This is a genomic window from Streptomyces sp. NPDC007907 (genome assembly GCF_042959365.1).
GTDB lineage: Bacteria > Actinomycetota > Actinomycetes > Streptomycetales > Streptomycetaceae > Streptomyces > Streptomyces indiaensis.
This window is the reverse complement of the sequence record NZ_JBIBKR010000001.1, coordinates 342716-358663: the sequence shown is the minus strand read 5'-3', so window position 1 is coordinate 358663 and position 15948 is coordinate 342716. Positions and strand designations below refer to the sequence as shown.

The window sequence follows — 15948 nt, the reverse complement described above, 5'->3', positions numbered from 1 at the left end:
GGTGACCCGAGGAGCCACCCTTGGCTGCTGAGCTGCACGTCGCGCTGGTCGCGGCCGACCGTGAGGTCTGGTCCGGCCAGGCCACCCTGGTCGTCGCGCGCACCACGTCCGGCGACATCGGCGTCATGCCCGGTCACCAGCCGCTGCTCGGTGTGCTGGAGTCGGGCCCGGTGACCATCCGCACGAGCGACGGCGGGACGGTCGTCGCCGCGGTCCACGGCGGTTTCATCTCGTTCGCGGACGACAAGCTCTCGCTGCTCGCGGAAGTCGCCGAGCTGTCGGACGAGATCGATGTCCAGCGCGCGGAGCAGGAGCTCGAGCGCGCGAAGGCGGAGGACGACACGGAGGCCCAGCGCCGCGCGGACGTCCGTCTGCGGGCTGCGACGGCGGCGCGCTGACCCCGTCCGCCGTGTGATGACGTCACTCAGCCGCGGCTGGGTACCGGAGACATCCGGACCCAGCCGCGGCTGAGGCGGATGTGGGTGATTTTTACGTTCCGTTACCTAGGAGACGAGGAGGTCGGTGTCGATGGTCCTCGCTCTGACTGTGTGCGGAATCGTGGTGGCCCTCGTGGTGGTGGGCCTGTTCGTCTTCGGTCTGCGCCGCCGGCTGATCCAGCGTTCCGGCGGCACCTTCGACGCCAGCCTGCGCTGGGACGCCCCGGCCGAGGGCGACACCAGCGGCAAGGGCTGGGCGTACGGGGTGGCCCGGTACAACGGTGACCGTGTCGAGTGGTACCGCGTCTTCTCGTACTCGCCGCGTCCGCGCCGCACCCTGGAGCGGTCCGCGATCGAGGTGGCCGGCCGCCGGGTCCCGGAGGGCGAGGAGGAGCTGGCGCTGCTCTCCGACCATGTGATCCTGGCCTGTCTGCACCGGGGCACGCGTCTCGAACTCGCGATGAGCGAAGACGCGCTGACCGGTTTCCTCGCGTGGCTTGAGGCAGCCCCGCCCGGACAGCGGGTGAACGTGGCGTAGCCACGTCCACCCGCTGGGTGGGGGTCCCCCCGGACGAAGTCTGGGGGAGCGTCAATGTCGCCCAGGGTCTACGACCCTTCGAACTTCTCTGTGATCCGGCCTACTTCAGGCCGCTGTCGATGGCGGTCGCCAGCTCTCCGTTGGCGGTGTCGCCGCTGAACTCCCAGAAGAACGCGCCGCCCAGGCCCTGGTTCTTGGTCCAGCTCATCTTCCCGGCGATCGTCGACGGGGTGTCGTAGGACCACCAGTTGCTGCCGCAGTGCGCGTACGCCGTGCCGGCGATGGTGCCGGTCACCGGACAGGAGTTCTTCAGGACCTTGTAGTCCTCGATGCCCGCCTCGTACGTGCCCGGGGCCGCGCCCGTCGCAGAGCCGCCCGGGGCGGACTGGGTGACGCCTGTCCAGCCGCGGCCGTAGAAGCCGATGCCGAGCAGCAGCTTCTTGGCGGGGACGCCCTTCGCCTTGAGCTTGGCGATCGCGTCGGCCGAGTTGAAGCCGGCCTGCGGGATGCCCGGGTACGAGGTGAGCGGGGAGTGCGGGGCGGTCGGGCCGTCCTTGTCGAAGGCGCCGAAATAGTCGTAGGTCATCACGTTGTACCAGTCGAGGTGCTGGGCGGCGCCGCCGTAGTCGGCCGCGTCGAGCTTGCCGCCGGAGGAGCCGTCGGCGGTGATGGCCGCGGTGACCAGGTAGTTCGGGCCGAACTCGGTGCGCAGCGCGGACATCAGGTTCTTGAACGCCGCCGGACCGGACGTGTCGCAGCTCAGGCCGCAGGCGTTCGGGTACTCCCAGTCGATGTCGATGCCGTCGAAGACGTCGGCCCAGCGCGGGTCCTCGACGACGGCCTTGCAGGACTTGGCGAAGGCGGCGGCGTTGGCCGCGGCCTGGCCGAAGCCGCCGGAGTAGGTCCAGCCGCCGAAGGAGTACAGCACCTTGATGTGCGGGTACTTGGCCTTCAGCTGGCGCAGCTGATTGAAGTTGCCGCGCAGCGGCTGGTCCCAGGTGTCGGCGGTGCCGCTGACGGACTGGTCGGCGGTGTAGGCCTTGTCGTAGGCGGCGTAGGTGTCGTCGACGGTGCACTGGCCGTTCTTGACGTTGCCGAACGCGTAGTTGATGTGGGTGATCTTCGACGCGGTGCCCGACGTCACGAGGTTCTTGACGTGGTAGTTGCGGCCGTAGACGCCCCACTCGGTGAAGTAGCCGAGCTTGACCTTGTCGCCGGTGGGCGGCTCGGTGGTGCCGCCGGTGGTGCGGACCCGTACGGCGCCGCTGACCGGGCCGGTCTGGTCGGCGGTGTCCCGGGCCTGGACCGAGTAGGAGTAGTCCGTGCCCTTGGTCAGGCCGGTGTCCGTGTACGAGGTCGTCGTCACGGTGGCGACCTTCGTGCCGTCGCGCAGGACGTCGTAGTTCTTGACGCCCTTGTCGTCGGTCGCGGCGGACCAGGACAGCTTCACCGAGGTGTCGGTGATGCCGGAGGCGGTGGGGGTGCCGGGGGCGCTCGGCGCGCTGTCACCCGGTTCGGTGGTGCCGCCGTCGCAGCTGCCGCCGTTGAGCTTGCAGTTCGCGGGGGAGCCGGTGCCGGAGCCGTTGAAGCCGAAGGAGACGGAGGCGCCGGGGGCGAGGCTGCCGTTCCAGGACTTGTTCTTGGCGGTCCAGTGGGTGCCGGAGGAGGTGACGTCGGCGTCCCAGGAGGAGGTGACCGAGGTGCCGGAGGGGAAGTCCCACTCGACGGTCCAGGAGCTGATGGCGGTGGTGCCGGTGTTCTTCACCGTCCACTTGCCCTCGAAGCCGGAGCCCCAGTCCTGGGTCTTGGCGTAGGTGGCGGTGGCGGACGTGGCTGCCTGGGCCGGGCTCGCCAGGCCGACGAGACCGGCGAAGGGGAGCAACAGGGTCGCGAACCCTGCCGCGGCTCTGTGTCTGAAGCGCATGCTGCGCCTCCTCGATGGAGTTGTGGGGGGCGTGACTGAGCCTCACGCCACACATGGTGCGGTGAGAATAGAAAGGTCTGGACCACCGGTCAATAGGTCTGGACCACCGCGCACCGGACTCCCTCAGACACCCAACTCCTGCGCGAGCACGGCCGCTTGCACCCGGCTCCGCAGCCCCAGCTTCCCGAGCAGCCTGCTGACGTGGGTCTTCACGGTCGCCTCGGCCATGTCGAGCCGCTCCGCGATGCCCGCGTTGGACAGGCCCTCGCCGAGACAGGCCAGCACCTCGCGCTCCCGCCGGGTCAGCTGGTCGAGCACCGCCGGATCGGCCGCGGGCTCCCGGGCGGGCTTCGCGGCGAACTCCTCGATCAGCCGCCGCGTCACCGCCGGGGCGATCAGACCCTCCCCGCGCGCGACCGTCCGCACGGCCTCCAGGAGCTGCTTGGCCTCGGTGTTCTTCAGCAGGAATCCGGACGCGCCCGCCCGCAGCGCCCCGAACACGTACGCGTCGAGGTCGAACGTGGTCAGCACGAGCACGTCCGCGAGCCGCTCCGCCACGACCTGCCGGGTCGCCGACACCCCGTCCATGCGCGGCATCTGAACGTCCATCAGCACCAGGTCCGGTCGCAGCTCGCGAGCCAGCGCCACCGCCTGCTCGCCGTCCGCGGCCTCGCCGACCACCTCGATGTCGGGCGCACTGCGCAGGATGAGGACCAGCCCGGCGCGGACGGCGGACTGGTCCTCGGCGACCAGAACGCGGATCATGCGGTGTCTCCTTCGAGGGTGTCGTCGACGGGAAGGGTGGCGCGCACGGCCCAGATCTTGCCCTGCGGCGCGTCCTCGGGTGCGGCTTCGAACGTGCCGTCCAGCAGGGCCACACGTTCCCTCATGCCGACCAGACCCGAGCCGGAGCCGGGGGCGCGCGGGGCGTCCCGGTCCCCGTACGGGCTGGTCACGCTGACGACGAGTGAGCCGTCCCGCCGAGCGAGGGACACGGTGACCCGGCCCGGGGCGGCGTGCTTGAGGGCGTTGGTCAGCGACTCCTGCACGATGCGGTAGGCGGCGAGTTCCACGGGGGCGGGGACCTCGCTCCGTTCGGTGTCGAGGGTGACGTCGAGGCCGTTGGTGCGGGCGCCGTCCACCAGCGCGGCGAGGCCGTCGAGCGTGGGAGCGGCGGACGGTTCCACGTCGCCGCTGCTGTCGCGCAGGATGCCGATCAGCCGCCGCATCTCGGCGAGCCCCTCCACGCTGTTCTCGCGGATGACCACGAGCGCGTCCTGAGAGGTCTTCGGATCGTCGAGGGACAGGGCGGCGGTGGAGTGGATGGCGATCGCGGACAGATGGTTGGCGACCATGTCGTGCAGTTCCCGGGCCATCCGGGCGCGTTCGGCCGTGACGGCCTGGACGCGGTCCATCTCGGCGAGCAGCGCGGTCTGTTCGGCGCGCAACCGGGCCGCGTCGGCGGCCTGGCGATGGTTGCGCACGATCAGTCCGGTGGACGCGGGCCCGAAGGCGACCAGACCGGTGGCCACGCCGATCAGCAGCGCCTCGGGCTCACGCCAGACCGCGAACGGCACGACGGCGCCGGCCACGGTCAGCAGCCCGGTGATCCGCGGGATGCGGTGCGCCGAGGCGGGCGGGCCGTACAGGACGGCCGCGTACATCAGGTCCGTGTACATCAGGATCGTGACGAGGTTGCCCTGGGTGAGGAGGTCCAGGACGATCGCGGCGGTGCCCGTCAGCAGGGCGATGAGCGGGGCGGTGCGCCGCAGCAGCTCGCAGCCGGCCATGACGCACAGCGGCAGCAGCACCGGCCAGCGGCCCGGCAGCAGCACGTACACCTCGGTGGCGGGGCGGGTGGCCAGCCCGAGCGCCCACAGCAGCAACCCGCCCAGCAGACTGCCCAGGGCGATGTACACGTCGAAGCGGCGTGGGCGGGGGAGTCGTACGGGCATGTCACCATCCAACACGGCCGCCGCGCGCCGGGCGTGATCCCCGCGGAGGGTCCCCGACTGCATCTTTCGATGTACAGCGCTTTCGTCAGTCGCGACGACGAACCTGGCCGCGCCGGACGGGAGCCTGGAAGGGTGACCGAGAGGAGCGAACCGTGATCGTCGCCTTGATCGCCGCCTGTGAGATCGGCTTCTGGGTGCTGCTGGCCGCCGGACTGGCCACCCGGTACCTGCTGAAGATGCCGCGCACCGGCCTGGCGCTGCTGCTGTGCGAGCCGCTGCTGGAGGTCGTCCTGCTGGTCGCCACCGCGCTGGACCTGAAGAACGGCGCCGACCCGAACTGGACGCACGGGCTGGCCGCGCTGTACATCGGCTACACCGTCGGACACGGCCACCGCACGGTGAAGTGGCTCGACGGCCAGGCCGCCCACCGGCTGGGCGGCGCCCCGCCCCCGCCGAAGCCCCCGCGCTACGGCATGGCCCGGGCGCGCCACGAGGGCACGGTCTGGCTGGGCACGCTGACGGCCGCCGTCGTCGCGACCGTGCTGCTCCAGCTGGCCATCTGGTACGTCGACGACCCGAGCCGCGTCACCTCCCTGGAGAGCTGGCGCTACGTGGCCTGGCGTGCGGCCGGGATCCACGGCCTGATCGCGCTGAGCTATGCGGTCTGGCCGCGGAAGGCTCCCGCGGGGGAACCCGAGGGGCGGCTGGAGAAGGAGAGGGTGCACCGATGAGCCGGGCGCGCGGGAATCTCCTGGAGGGCACCGTCACCTTCGCGGCGGGCCTGGGGCTCTGGCTGTTCACCGGTGACGTGGAGGTGCCCCTGGTGACCCTCACGAAGGTCGGGGTGGTGATGATGTGCGTGGGCGGTGCGCTCGTCGCCGCGGGTCTGTGGCAGGCGGCGCGCGGCAGGAACTGACTACCGTTCCCCGCCCGGCACCCACAGCACGTCTCCGACCTCCTTGTTCGCCGTCCTCGCGAGGATGAACAGGAGGTCGGAGAGGCGGTTGAGGTAGGTCGCCGTCAGGGGGTTCATCACCTCGGCGTGGACCTCCAGGGCGGCCCACGTCGAGCGCTCGGCCCGGCGTACGACCGTGCAGGCCTGGTGGAGCAGGGCCGCGCCGGGGGTGCCGCCGGGCAGGATGAAGGAGCGGAGCTTCTCCAGCCGCTCGTTGAAGCGGTCGCAGTCCGCCTCCAGCTTGTCGATGTAGAACTGCTCGACCCGCAGGGGCGGGAACTCCGGGTTCTCCACCACCGGCGTCGACAGGTCCGCGCCCACGTCGAACAGGTCGTTCTGGACGCGGGTGAGGACCGTGACGATCTCCGCGTCCAGACCGCCCAGCGCGATCGCCGTGCCGATCACCGCGTTCGCCTCGTTGGCGTCGGCGTACGCGGCGATCCGCAGATCGGTCTTGGCGGTCCGGCTCATGTCGCCGAGGGCGGTGGTGCCCTGGTCGCCGGTCCTGGTGTAGATGCGCGTCAGATTGACCATGTGGCCAGCGTAGTTACGCTCAGGCCGTTCGGAACACGCGTGTGCCCACTGTCACGGACAGCGCCGTGAGACCGACGGCCACCAGCGCGCCGTACAGCACGTGGGGTGTGGCGTAGTGGCCGACGTAGGCGTCCCGTACCGCGTCCACCAGGTAGCGGAACGGCATGAGGTGCGAGAGGACGTCCAGCCAGGCCGGGCCCAGCGTCATCGGCAGCATCAGACCGGACAGCAGCATGGACGGCATGGTCAGCGCGTTGACCGCCGGTCCGAAGCTCTGCGGGGTGTCCATCCTCATCGCCAGCGCGTACGACAGGGCGGCCAGCGAGGCGGTGAGCAGGGCGACGAAGGCGAAGCCGATCAGGATCCCGGCCAGCGGTGCCCGCAGGCCCATCAGCACCGCCGCCAGCACCAGCAGTACGGCCTGGAAGACGAACACCGTGGCATCGCGCAGCACCCGGCCGAGCAGCAGGGCCAGTCGGCTCACGGGGGTGACGCGCATGCGCTCGACGACGCCGTGGCCCTTCTCGATGGTGATCGAGAAGCCTGCGAACGACGCCCCGAACAGACCGAGTTGCAGCAACAGCCCGGGCACGAGCACCTGCCAGGAGCTGCCCGCCGTGCCGAGCGGCAGATCCGTGAGCAGGGGGCCGAAGAACAGCAGGTAGAGCAGCGGCATGAGCACGCCGAAGAGCAGCGCGAAGCGGGAGCGCAGGGACTGGCGGAGGTAGCGCCCGTAGACGAGCGCGGTGTCGTGCAACAGCATCGATGTGCCTCGGATTCTCATACGGCGACGGGGGGCTGCTCCGCCGGGGCGGCGCCGCGGCCGGTGATGGCCAGGAACGTGTCCTGCAGTGAGGCGTCGAGCGAGCCGCCGTGGCGCAGCTTCAGTGCGCTCGGGGTGCCCTCGGCGACGACCACGCCGTGGTCGACGACGACCAGCCGGTCGGAGAGGGCGTCGGCCTCGTCGAGGTAGTGCGTGGTCAGGAACACCGTCGTGCCGTGCTCGTCGCGCAGCCGGCGCACCAGATCCCACAGGTCGGCGCGGCTGCCGGGGTCGAGCCCGGTCGTCGGCTCGTCCAGGAACAGCACCTTCGGGCGGTGGGTGAGCGCCATCGCGATGTCCAGCCGCCGCCGCTGTCCGCCGGAGAGCGCACCGCACGTGCGGTCGAGGAGCCCGGTGAGGTCCAGGTCGCGGGCCAGCTCCCCGGCGCGCTCGGCGGCCTGCGCCCTGGTCAGCCGGTACAGCCGCCCCTGGGTGACCAGCTCCTCGCGCACGCTGATCTGCGGGTCGACCCCGCCGGACTGCGCCACGTAACCGCAGGCACGCCGCACGCCGGCCGCGTCGGTGGCCAGGTCGCATCCCGCGACGGTGGCGGCGCCGCCGGTCGGTGCCAGCAGGGTCGTCAGCATCCGCAGGGTCGTCGTCTTGCCGGCGCCGTTCGGGCCGAGGAAGCCGAGGATCTCGCCCTCGCGGACGGTCAGGTCGATGGAGCGCACGGCCTCCACGGGGCCGTTCTTGGTCAGGAAGGTACGGGCCAGCCCGGCCGTACTGATGAGGGTCATGACCCCAGAAAAACAGAGTCTCTTAAATCTTGCAATGACTCCAAGTTTTAAGAGCCTACAGGGAAGCTAGGATTCGGACATGGCTGAGGGGCTCAGGGAACGGAAGAAGCGCGAGACCAGGCAGCGCATCTCGGACATCGCCACCGGACTGTTCCTGGAGCGCGGGTTCATGGCGGTGACGATCGCGGACGTGGCGGAGGCGGCCGACGTCTCCGTGAACACCGTCTACAACTACTTCCCGGCCAAGGAGGACCTCTTCTTCGACCGCTCCCAGGGCGTCGTCGACCGGCTCTCGCGCTGGGTGCGCGGCCGGGACGCGGGGGAGTCGGCCACCCGCGCGGTGCTGCGCGAGCTGCGCGCCGAGATCGAGGCCGTCTCTCCCCGTATGGGCCTCATCGAGGGCTACGACCGTTTCATGCGCTGCATCGAGGAGGCGCCACCGCTGCGCTCCCGGCTCTGGAGCATCCAGCAGGAGCTCCAGGGCAACCTGGAGACGACCCTGCGCGAGGAGACCGGTGCCACCGCCGGCGACCCGCTGCCCGGGCTGATCGCCGGTCAGATCTGCTGGGTGCACGGCACCCTTTTCGTCGCGATCGGCCGCGAGATGGTCAAGGGGCGCAACCCGGGCGAAGTGTCACGGGAGATGCTCGTCGTTCTCGACGATGTCGAGGAGCTGTTGAGTGAGAAGGTGCTCAACTACGCCGTCCGGGGCGCCCCGTGACCCCTGCCGGTGTGATGTCCGTCATGTGAGACGTGACGCGCATTACTTACTGGTCACACAGCTCCTCACGAGCGCTAGTGTCCGCCGGAGAAGCAGACATAAGCAGCGCGTCAGGGGAGTCGCACAGTGGCAGGGAAGCTCGCCGTCATCGGAGCCGGCCTCATGGGATCCGGCATCGCCCAGGTCTCCGCACAGGCGGGCTGGGAGGTCGTCCTGCGTGACGTCACCGACGAGGCGCTCAAGCGCGGCACCGACGGCATCAAGGCGTCGTACGACAAGTTCGTCGCCAAGGGCAAGCTGGAGGCGCACGACGCCGACGCCGCCCTGGCCCGCATCACCGCGACCACCGACCTGGACGCCGTGGCCGACGCGGACGTCGTCGTCGAGGCCGTGTTCGAGAAGCTGGAGATCAAGCACGAGATCTTCCGCGCGCTCGACAAGATCGTGAAGGACGAGGCGATCCTCGCCTCCAACACCTCCGCCATCCCGATCACCAAGATCGCGGCGGCCACGGAGCGCCCCGAGCGGGTGGTCGGCACGCACTTCTTCTCGCCGGTGCCGATGATGCAGCTGTGCGAACTGGTCCGCGGTTACAAGACCAGCGACGAAACCCTCGCCACGGCCCGGGAGTTCGCCGAGTCGGTCGGCAAGACCTGCATCGTCGTCAACCGCGACGTCGCGGGCTTCGTGACGACCCGCCTCATCTGCGCCCTGGTCGTCGAGGCCGCGAAGCTGCAGGAGTCGGGTGTGGCGAGCGCCGAGGACATCGACCTGGCCTGCAAGCTGGGCTTCGGCCACGCGATGGGCCCGCTGGCGACGGCGGACCTGACCGGCGTCGACATCCTGCTGCACGCCACGAACAACATCTACACCGAGTCCCAGGACGAGAAGTTCGCGGCTCCCGAGTCGATGCGCCGGATGGTTGACGCCGGTGACATCGGACGCAAGAGCGGGCAGGGCTTCTACAAGCACTGAAACCGCACATGCCCGGGGTCCATCACCCCGCAGAGTGAATTCGGTATCGGTTCGCTTACAAGAAGCAACCTCTGACTCCTCCACGCAGTCAGAGGTTGCATCACCCACATCCAGAACGCGGAGCACCATTCGCACGCACGGGGAGCGCATATGCACATCAGGGGCGACCACGCCGAGCTGGTCGTCGGGGGGCGCCTCGACGTCCAAAGCGCGGCGGACGCCCGTACGGTCCTGCACTCGGCCGTCGACGACGGAGTCGGGGACCTCGTGCTGGACCTGTCCGAACTGGACTCCTGGGACGCCACCGGACTGGGCGTGATCATGGGGGCCCACCGGCGGGCCGGCCGCTGCGGCCGACGCCTGGTACTGCGCGGGGTGCCGCCGCAGATGCAGCGCCTGCTGGTGGCCACCCGTCTGCACCGGATCCTGGCGATCGAGGGGGGCATCGGGGTGGAGACCCTTCCCCGCGTGTGACGGCGCGTACGGGTGTGAGCCGGGCGCCCGGGGAGACCCGGACGCACGTCGTCGAATCGTGCGACGCGCACAATCCTCACGAGACCGTGACGTTATGGACGGCGCGGTACCCCGGACTGTCGTAGATACTGTGCGAAGGTTTAGGGTTCGGCTGCCCGCTGACTTGAACCCTTCGAGCGGGACCGGACCAGAAGCGACAGCGCGGTGTGCAGCAAGGCCGGGAGGGGCTTTTCCACGCACACACACGCTTTTGGGGGGCTTGACCTATGGATCCTGACAACCAGGGACCCGAGGAGTACGGCCACGAAGGTGACGGCCCCGCGCCGCGCCAGCGCCCTCCCAGGGAATCCCTCACACCCGACTTCGCGCAGCACGCCCCGGCGCTCGCCCGCACGGTGCGGCTCGTCTCCGGCGACTTCCTGCTGACGGTCAACCCCGTCGACGGCAGCGAGATAGAGGCCTGCCCGCCCGCGGAACGCCCCGCCCCGCCCGTGAAACGCACCGCGGCCGAACGCGCCGAGGCCGAACGCACGGCCCGCCCGCCCGTCCCGCCCGGCCCCCCGCAGCCCGCCCTGCCGCTGCTGGCCCGCCAGGACGAGCGCGAGCGCCTGGTGCGCCTGCTCGCCCGCGGCCGCTCCACCCGCCTCACCGGCGCGCCCGGCTCGGGCCGCACCCGTCTGCTCGACCTCGTCGCCGAGGACTGCTCCGACCTCGCCCCCGACGGCGTGGTCCGCCTCAACGGCTTCGGACGCACCGCCGACGACCTGCTGTACGACCTGTTCCACGCGGTGTACGGCGCCCCCCTCCACCGCCCGGACCGGGACGAACTGCTCACGCACATCGGCGAGATCGGCGCCGTCGTCGTCCTGGACGACCTGGAGTTCGGCGGCGCCGCGCTCGACGAGCTGCTGGCGGCCACCCCCGAGTGCGCCTTCCTGCTCGGCGCCACGCCCGACGTGCCGGCCCCCTCCGCCGACGCCGGCGTCGAGGAGGTCCTCCTCGGCGGACTGGAGCGCGCCGACGGGCTCGACCTGCTGGAACACGCCGTCGGCCGGACCCTCACCGAGGAGGAGTCCACCTGGGCCGGAGACCTCTGGTTCGAGTCCGAAGGCATGCCGCTGCGCTTCGTCCAGGCCGGCGCCCTGCTCCGGCAGCGCGACCGGCTGCGCGCCGGCACCAGCGCCGTCGACGAGTTCGGCGTCTTCGAGGACGCGCCCCCGGCCGACACCGCCGAGACCTACGAACTCGGCGACGACGTGCCGCTGCCCGCGCTCGGCGAGGCCGCCGCGCCCGCGCCGCTGCTCGCCTCCCGGCTGAGCGCCTCCGCCCGCGCCACCCTGCGGTTCGCGCTCGCCCTCGGCGGCGAGGTCCCGCACCAGGCGCATCTGCCCGCCCTGGTCGGCGACACCCACGCGGACGCCGCGCTCGGCGAACTGGCCGCCTGCGGCCTGGTCTCCCCGGTCGGCTCCCGCTACCGCCTCGCGGCCGGCGTACCGGCCCAGCTGGAGGCGGCCGGGTACGGCGACGAGGCCGAGGCCCGGGCCCGCAGCGCCGCCCAGCACTACTCCTGGTGGGCCGGGCACCCCTCGGTCACCCCCGAGCGCGTCTGCGCGGAGGCCGACGCGATCCTCGCCGCCCTGGCCGTCCTCGGACCGGTCACCCGCCCGCCCGCCGAGGGCGAGGAGAGCGCGGGCGTGCACCTGGCCCGCACCGCCGCCCCCGCCTTCGCCGCCGGACTGCACTGGAGTGCCTGGGAGCGCGCCCTGCGCTCGGGCGCCGAGGCCGCCCGGCTCGCCGGGGACGTCGCCGAAGAGGCCTACTTCCACCATGAGCTCGGCGTCCTCGCCCTGTGCCGGGGCCGGCTCGACCGGGCCCGCGCCGAACTGGAGGCCTCCATCGGCTTGCGCGGCGCCCTCGCCGACAAGCGCGGCACCGTCGCCGGCCGCCGTGCCCTCGCCCTGGTCGCCGACCGCTCGGGCACACCCCTCGGGCTCGGGCCGACCGCGGGGGAGGAGGTGCCCGACACCCGTGACGAGGAGTCGGCGTCCCCGCCCGGTGGTGTTCCCGCGCCCTTCCCGACGCTCCAGCAGCAGCACTCCCCGGACCTGGTCACCCACCGCACCACGCCCGGGCCCTCCCGGACGGCCCGGGGCGGCCTCAAGGGGCTGGCCCGGCGCAACCTGGTGGCCGCCGGAGCCGGTGCGCTGCTCGTCGCCGTCCTGGGCACGGTGGTGACGCTCGGCGCCACCTCCGACAACGACAAGAACCCGCCCTCCGGCCAGGTCGGCGTCAACCCGTCCGCGAGCCAGGGCGTCAGCGACGACAGCATCGGCGCCGACCGGCCGGGGAACGACGGCGCCGGCGACACCGGCGAGGTGGCCGCCCGGCCGACGGACCCGGGCCCCGACGGCACCCTCGGCACGTCGGACGACCCGACGCCGACGGGCGCGCCGAGCGGTTCGGCGGACCCGAGCGACTCCGCGTCGCCGTCGAAGCCGCCGTCGTCCTCGAAGCCGCCGTCCACGTCCAAGCCGCCGACGACGTCCAAGCCGCCCACCACGTCGAAGCCTCCGACGTCCAGGCCGCCGACCTCCCAGCCGCCCACCTCGCAGCCGCCCACGTCCGAGCCGCCCACCTCGCAGCCGCCGACGACCAGCCCGTCCACCTCCGACTCGGCCAGCGGCCCGGCGCCCAGCGCTCCGACGAGCAATTCGGCCAGCGCGCCGCAGAGCACCACCGGCACGCCCAGCGGCCCGGAGACGGTGATCTGAGGCCCGTACACACGGCAGGGCCGGGTCCGTTCCACGGACCCGGCCCTTTCGTGGTCGTACGGGCTGTCAGAACAGCCGCAGCTTGTCGTCCTCGATGCCGCGCAGGGCGTCGTAGTCGAGCACCTGGCAGCCGATGCCGCGGTCGGTCGCGAGGACGCGCGCCTGCGGCTTGATCTCCTGCGCCGCGAAGACACCGCGCACCGGGGCCAGATGGGGATCCCGGTTCAGCAGCTCCAGGTAGCGCGTGAGCTGTTCCACGCCGTCGATCTCACCGCGCCGCTTGATCTCCACCGCGACGGTCTTCCCGTCGGCGTCCCGGCACAGGATGTCGACCGGTCCGATGGCCGTCGGGTACTCGCGGCGGATCAGGGTGTAGCCCTCGCCGAGTGTCTCGATGCGGTCGGCCAGCAGCTCCTGGAGGTGCGCTTCCACGCCGTCCTTGATCAGGCCGGGGTCGACGCCCAGTTCGTGCGAGGAGTCGTGGAGGACTTCCTCCATCGTGATGATGAGCTTCTCGCCCGCCTTGTTGACGACGGTCCAGACGCCCTCCTCCTCACCGGTGCCCTCCTTCAGGGTGCACGGCGGCGACATCCAGTTCAGGGGCTTGTAGGCCCGGTCGTCGGCGTGGATCGAGACGCTGCCGTCCGCCTTCACGAGGATCAGGCGCGGGGCCGAGGGGAGGTGGGCGGTGAGCCGCCCGGCGTAGTCCACGGAGCAGCGGGCAATGACGAGACGCATGGTCGGCAACGCTACTCGACGGGTGCCTGCCGACGCGATTCGCCCTGGAAAACACGTGTTCGGTAATGGCCGATTGTGTGCACGGTGTGCTCACTGGGAGTGTCTCATCTGCGCATTTTCCTGGTGTCGTCACCTTACGTTGCTTACCGTATGAACGGGAGGTCGCGGTGCGTGTACGCAGCGTGTCCGGTGTCGCGGACTCCTTCATCTGTCCGGCAACCCCTGCCCGCCGGGCGGGGGTGCGAGAGGAGAACTCATGTCGCTCGACGTCTCACCGGCCCTACTCGAACAGGCCGAGCGAGGCGAGGTCGACGAAGCGGAATTCGTCGACTGCGTCCGGACCTCCCTGCCTTACGCATGGGAGATGATCAGCTCACTGGTGGCCCAGCTGAAGGTGGACGGCGGTGCGTTCGCCGACAACCAGACGCCCCCGCCGGACGAGCAGGCACGCGGTCAGCTGCTGCGTGCACTTGCGAGTGACGCGATACGCGGCGCGCTGCAACGGCACTTCGGTGTGCGGCTGGCCTTCCAGAACTGCCACCGGGTGGCCGTGTTCCCGCTCGACTCCTCGGTCGACGAGAAGCTGGACCGCTTCACCTCGATCCGCAGTCAGGTGCTGAACCAGTCACCCGAGTTCAGGGACTGCTGACGCGGCGCCACTTGCTTGCCGCTCCGTACGCGGGAGGTGCAGTTCTGTACCGGAGCGGCAAGCCCCCAGGAAGTCACAGCCCTCTCAGACGAGTTGGGGGAGCACCTCGGCTCCCAGCCGCCGCACGTTCTCCTCGGTCGCCGCCAGATCCCCGGACCCCTCGACGAGCAGCGCGAAGCGCGAGATGCCGGTCCGCTCACTGGTCGCCGCCAGCCGGTCCGCGCACAGCCGCGGGGTGCCCACCGGGTGCAGCCCGCAGAGCAGTTCGGTGTAGGCCAGCGGGTCGCGCATCCGGCGCGAGCGCCCGTCGACCGTGACGTGCGCCTCCAGGCCCTGCTTCAGCCAGCCGGGCATCGCCTTCATCAACGTCTCCGCCGCGTCGACCCGCCGGTCCGCGATCTGGCAGACGCCGGCCGACACATGGGACGCGCCCAGGATCTCCTCCGGGGACCGGCCGCCGGCCCGCGCGTGCTGCCGCCACAGCGCGACCATCTCGGCCTTCTCCTCGTCCCCCACGTGCATCCCGAGCAGCATCGGCAGACCCCGCTCGGCCGCCAGCCGCACGCTGGCCGGTGAGGTGCAGGCGACGACGACCTCGGGTCCCGGGCCCTCCGTCAGGGCCTCCGACGGCCGTGGCACGACCGGGACTTCACGGAAGCAGAAGCGCTCCCCGTCGGCCGCCACGGACGGCTCGCGCAGCCAGCGCACCAGAAGCTCCAGGGACTCCGGGAACCCCTGCTCGTACGCCTCCAGACCCGCGCCGAACACCTCCAGGTCGACCCAGGGGCCGCCGCGCCCGACACCGAGCGTGAAACGGCCGTCGCTCGTGTGGTGCAGCAGCGCCGCCTGTTCGCCGAGGGCCACCGGGTGGACCGTGGGCAGCACACTGACCGCCGTACCGACCCGGATGCGCCGGGTGCGGCCCAGCAGTAGGGCGGCCAGGGTGATGGCGGACGGACATGTGCCGTACGGCACGAAGTGGTGCTCGGCCAGCCAGACCGTATCGAGCCCGGCCTCCTCGGCCACCTCGGCCGAGCGGACCGCGCGGTGCAGCGCCTCTCCCTCCCCCTGGCCGGGGAACTGGGCCGCCAACACGAAACTTCCAACGCGCATTGCTTTCCTGCTTCCTTGGCTCCGACACGGAGCTCCCCCACAGCGCATAACCGTCTGACACGTGCCGAGGACACGGCCGGGCAGAGTATTTTGCGGATTGTCTGCAGAATGGGTCGTTCCGCCGACGGCCGGGAGCTGAGGACCAAGGGGTCGGGCACGCCGGACGGCGAGACACCGAGGGCGGTCCGCGCCGTACGCGTACCCCTGTGCGCGCCGCGTAGGCTGGACGCGGCCCGTGCTCCCTGTATAGCCCCGAGAGGTGTCCCGTGTCCCCGCGTCGCAACCGACCCAAGGGCGCCGCTTCGTTCGGCCGGAGCGCCGAGGACGACCGGCCCGGCCGCTACGGCGGCTGGCAGTCCTCGGAGAACTGGCAGGGCGAGAACTGGAGCGTGCGGCACGTGGCCGGCGCGAGCGCGCAGGGCAAGTCCTACCGCTGCCCGGGCTGCGACCAGCTGATCCCCGACGGGGTGCCGCACGTGGTGGCCTGGTCGGAGCACGCGGGCGTCGACGACCGGCGGCACTGGCACAAGGCCTGCTGGAACGCGCGGGACCGCCGCACCCCGGGGGTGCAGCGGTCCCGTAACGCGCCGAGGTTCTGACC

18 protein-coding genes are annotated in these 15948 nt (G+C 71.3%); 10 read left to right on the top strand and 8 right to left on the bottom strand.

The window, feature by feature from the left end:
* The first annotated feature begins 20 nt into the window (after positions 1-20).
* Both ACFZDI_RS01620 and ACFZDI_RS01615 read left to right on the top strand, forming a co-directional pair.
* Positions 21-398: a F0F1 ATP synthase subunit epsilon gene (locus tag ACFZDI_RS01620; RefSeq protein WP_391247050.1), complete on the top strand. Its 378-nt coding sequence runs from the start codon at positions 21-23 to the stop codon at positions 396-398.
* 130 nt (positions 399-528) lie between these two features.
* Positions 529-975 carry a DUF2550 family protein gene (locus ACFZDI_RS01615; protein ID WP_391247048.1) on the top strand — a complete coding sequence of 149 codons (447 nt, stop codon included), beginning with the start codon at positions 529-531 and terminating at the stop codon, positions 973-975.
* A gap of 100 nt (positions 976-1075) precedes the next feature.
* On the opposite strand, the gene ACFZDI_RS01610 is transcribed toward ACFZDI_RS01615, so the two are convergent.
* From ACFZDI_RS01610 to ACFZDI_RS01600, 3 genes are all read right to left on the bottom strand, one after another.
* Positions 1076-2899, bottom strand: a complete 1824-nt coding sequence (locus tag ACFZDI_RS01610) for a glycosyl hydrolase family 18 protein (protein WP_391247046.1) — start codon at positions 2897-2899, stop codon at positions 1076-1078.
* Positions 2900-3022: 123 nt separating this feature from the next.
* Positions 3023-3664, bottom strand: a complete 642-nt coding sequence (locus ACFZDI_RS01605) for a response regulator (protein WP_391247044.1) — start codon at positions 3662-3664, stop codon at positions 3023-3025.
* On the bottom strand, positions 3661-4854 hold the full coding sequence (locus ACFZDI_RS01600) for a histidine kinase (protein ID WP_391247042.1): 1194 nt from the start codon (positions 4852-4854) through the stop codon (positions 3661-3663). Before ACFZDI_RS01600 ends, ACFZDI_RS01605 begins: the two co-directional genes overlap by 4 nt.
* A 152-nt stretch (positions 4855-5006) precedes the next feature.
* Here ACFZDI_RS01600 and ACFZDI_RS01595 point away from each other — a divergent pair, with 152 nt between their 5' ends.
* Entirely contained in the window at positions 5007-5585 is a 579-nt protein-coding gene (locus ACFZDI_RS01595; RefSeq protein ID WP_234848489.1) for a hypothetical protein, read from the top strand.
* Complete coding sequence (locus ACFZDI_RS01590; RefSeq protein WP_391247040.1) at positions 5582-5770, top strand: DUF5708 family protein; 189 nt, start codon at positions 5582-5584, stop codon at positions 5768-5770. Before ACFZDI_RS01595 ends, ACFZDI_RS01590 begins: the two co-directional genes overlap by 4 nt.
* Here the strand turns inward: ACFZDI_RS01590 and ACFZDI_RS01585 are convergent, their stop codons facing one another.
* From ACFZDI_RS01585 to ACFZDI_RS01575, 3 genes are read right to left on the bottom strand one after another with little or no spacing between them, the layout of a single operon-like run.
* Positions 5771-6343 (bottom strand): cob(I)yrinic acid a,c-diamide adenosyltransferase, encoded by a 573-nt coding sequence (locus ACFZDI_RS01585; protein WP_361118224.1) that lies wholly within the window; start codon positions 6341-6343, stop codon positions 5771-5773.
* 19 nt (positions 6344-6362) lie between these two features.
* The gene (locus ACFZDI_RS01580; protein ID WP_391247038.1) at positions 6363-7106 is read right to left on the bottom strand and encodes an ABC transporter permease; all 744 of its coding nucleotides are present in this window, start codon (positions 7104-7106) and stop codon (positions 6363-6365) included.
* A gap of 17 nt (positions 7107-7123) precedes the next feature.
* Entirely contained in the window at positions 7124-7906 is a 783-nt protein-coding gene (locus ACFZDI_RS01575) for an ABC transporter ATP-binding protein (protein ID WP_234848485.1), read from the bottom strand.
* Between the two features lie 79 nt (positions 7907-7985).
* Between ACFZDI_RS01575 and ACFZDI_RS01570 the strand changes: the two genes are divergently transcribed.
* The 4 genes from ACFZDI_RS01570 to ACFZDI_RS01555 all read left to right on the top strand — a co-directional run bounded on the left by ACFZDI_RS01570 (position 7986) and on the right by ACFZDI_RS01555 (position 12847).
* On the top strand, positions 7986-8627 hold the full coding sequence (locus tag ACFZDI_RS01570; protein ID WP_234848484.1) for a TetR/AcrR family transcriptional regulator: 642 nt from the start codon (positions 7986-7988) through the stop codon (positions 8625-8627).
* A gap of 126 nt (positions 8628-8753) precedes the next feature.
* Positions 8754-9602 carry a 3-hydroxyacyl-CoA dehydrogenase family protein gene (locus tag ACFZDI_RS01565; protein WP_234848483.1) on the top strand — a complete coding sequence of 283 codons (849 nt, stop codon included), beginning with the start codon at positions 8754-8756 and terminating at the stop codon, positions 9600-9602.
* Between the two features lie 150 nt (positions 9603-9752).
* A complete protein-coding gene (locus ACFZDI_RS01560) occupies positions 9753-10076 on the top strand; it encodes an STAS domain-containing protein (RefSeq protein WP_234848482.1) in 324 nt (107 codons plus the stop codon).
* Between the two features lie 266 nt (positions 10077-10342).
* Positions 10343-12847: an ATP-binding protein gene (locus ACFZDI_RS01555; protein ID WP_391247035.1), complete on the top strand. Its 2505-nt coding sequence runs from the start codon at positions 10343-10345 to the stop codon at positions 12845-12847.
* 66 nt (positions 12848-12913) lie between these two features.
* Here ACFZDI_RS01555 and nucS read toward each other — a convergent pair whose 3' ends face one another.
* A complete protein-coding gene (gene nucS / locus ACFZDI_RS01550) occupies positions 12914-13585 on the bottom strand; it encodes an endonuclease NucS (RefSeq protein WP_033312972.1) in 672 nt (223 codons plus the stop codon).
* A gap of 256 nt (positions 13586-13841) precedes the next feature.
* Here nucS and ACFZDI_RS01545 point away from each other — a divergent pair, with 256 nt between their 5' ends.
* On the top strand, positions 13842-14234 hold the full coding sequence (locus tag ACFZDI_RS01545) for an SCO5389 family protein (protein WP_234848125.1): 393 nt from the start codon (positions 13842-13844) through the stop codon (positions 14232-14234).
* An 84-nt stretch (positions 14235-14318) separates the two neighbouring features.
* On the opposite strand, the gene ACFZDI_RS01540 is transcribed toward ACFZDI_RS01545, so the two are convergent.
* The gene (locus ACFZDI_RS01540; protein ID WP_391247032.1) at positions 14319-15347 is read right to left on the bottom strand and encodes an LLM class flavin-dependent oxidoreductase; all 1029 of its coding nucleotides are present in this window, start codon (positions 15345-15347) and stop codon (positions 14319-14321) included.
* 266 nt (positions 15348-15613) lie between these two features.
* Between ACFZDI_RS01540 and ACFZDI_RS01535 the strand changes: the two genes are divergently transcribed.
* Positions 15614-15946, top strand: a complete 333-nt coding sequence (locus ACFZDI_RS01535; RefSeq protein ID WP_234848123.1) for an ATP/GTP-binding protein — start codon at positions 15614-15616, stop codon at positions 15944-15946.
* The last annotated feature ends 2 nt before the right edge of the window (positions 15947-15948 follow it).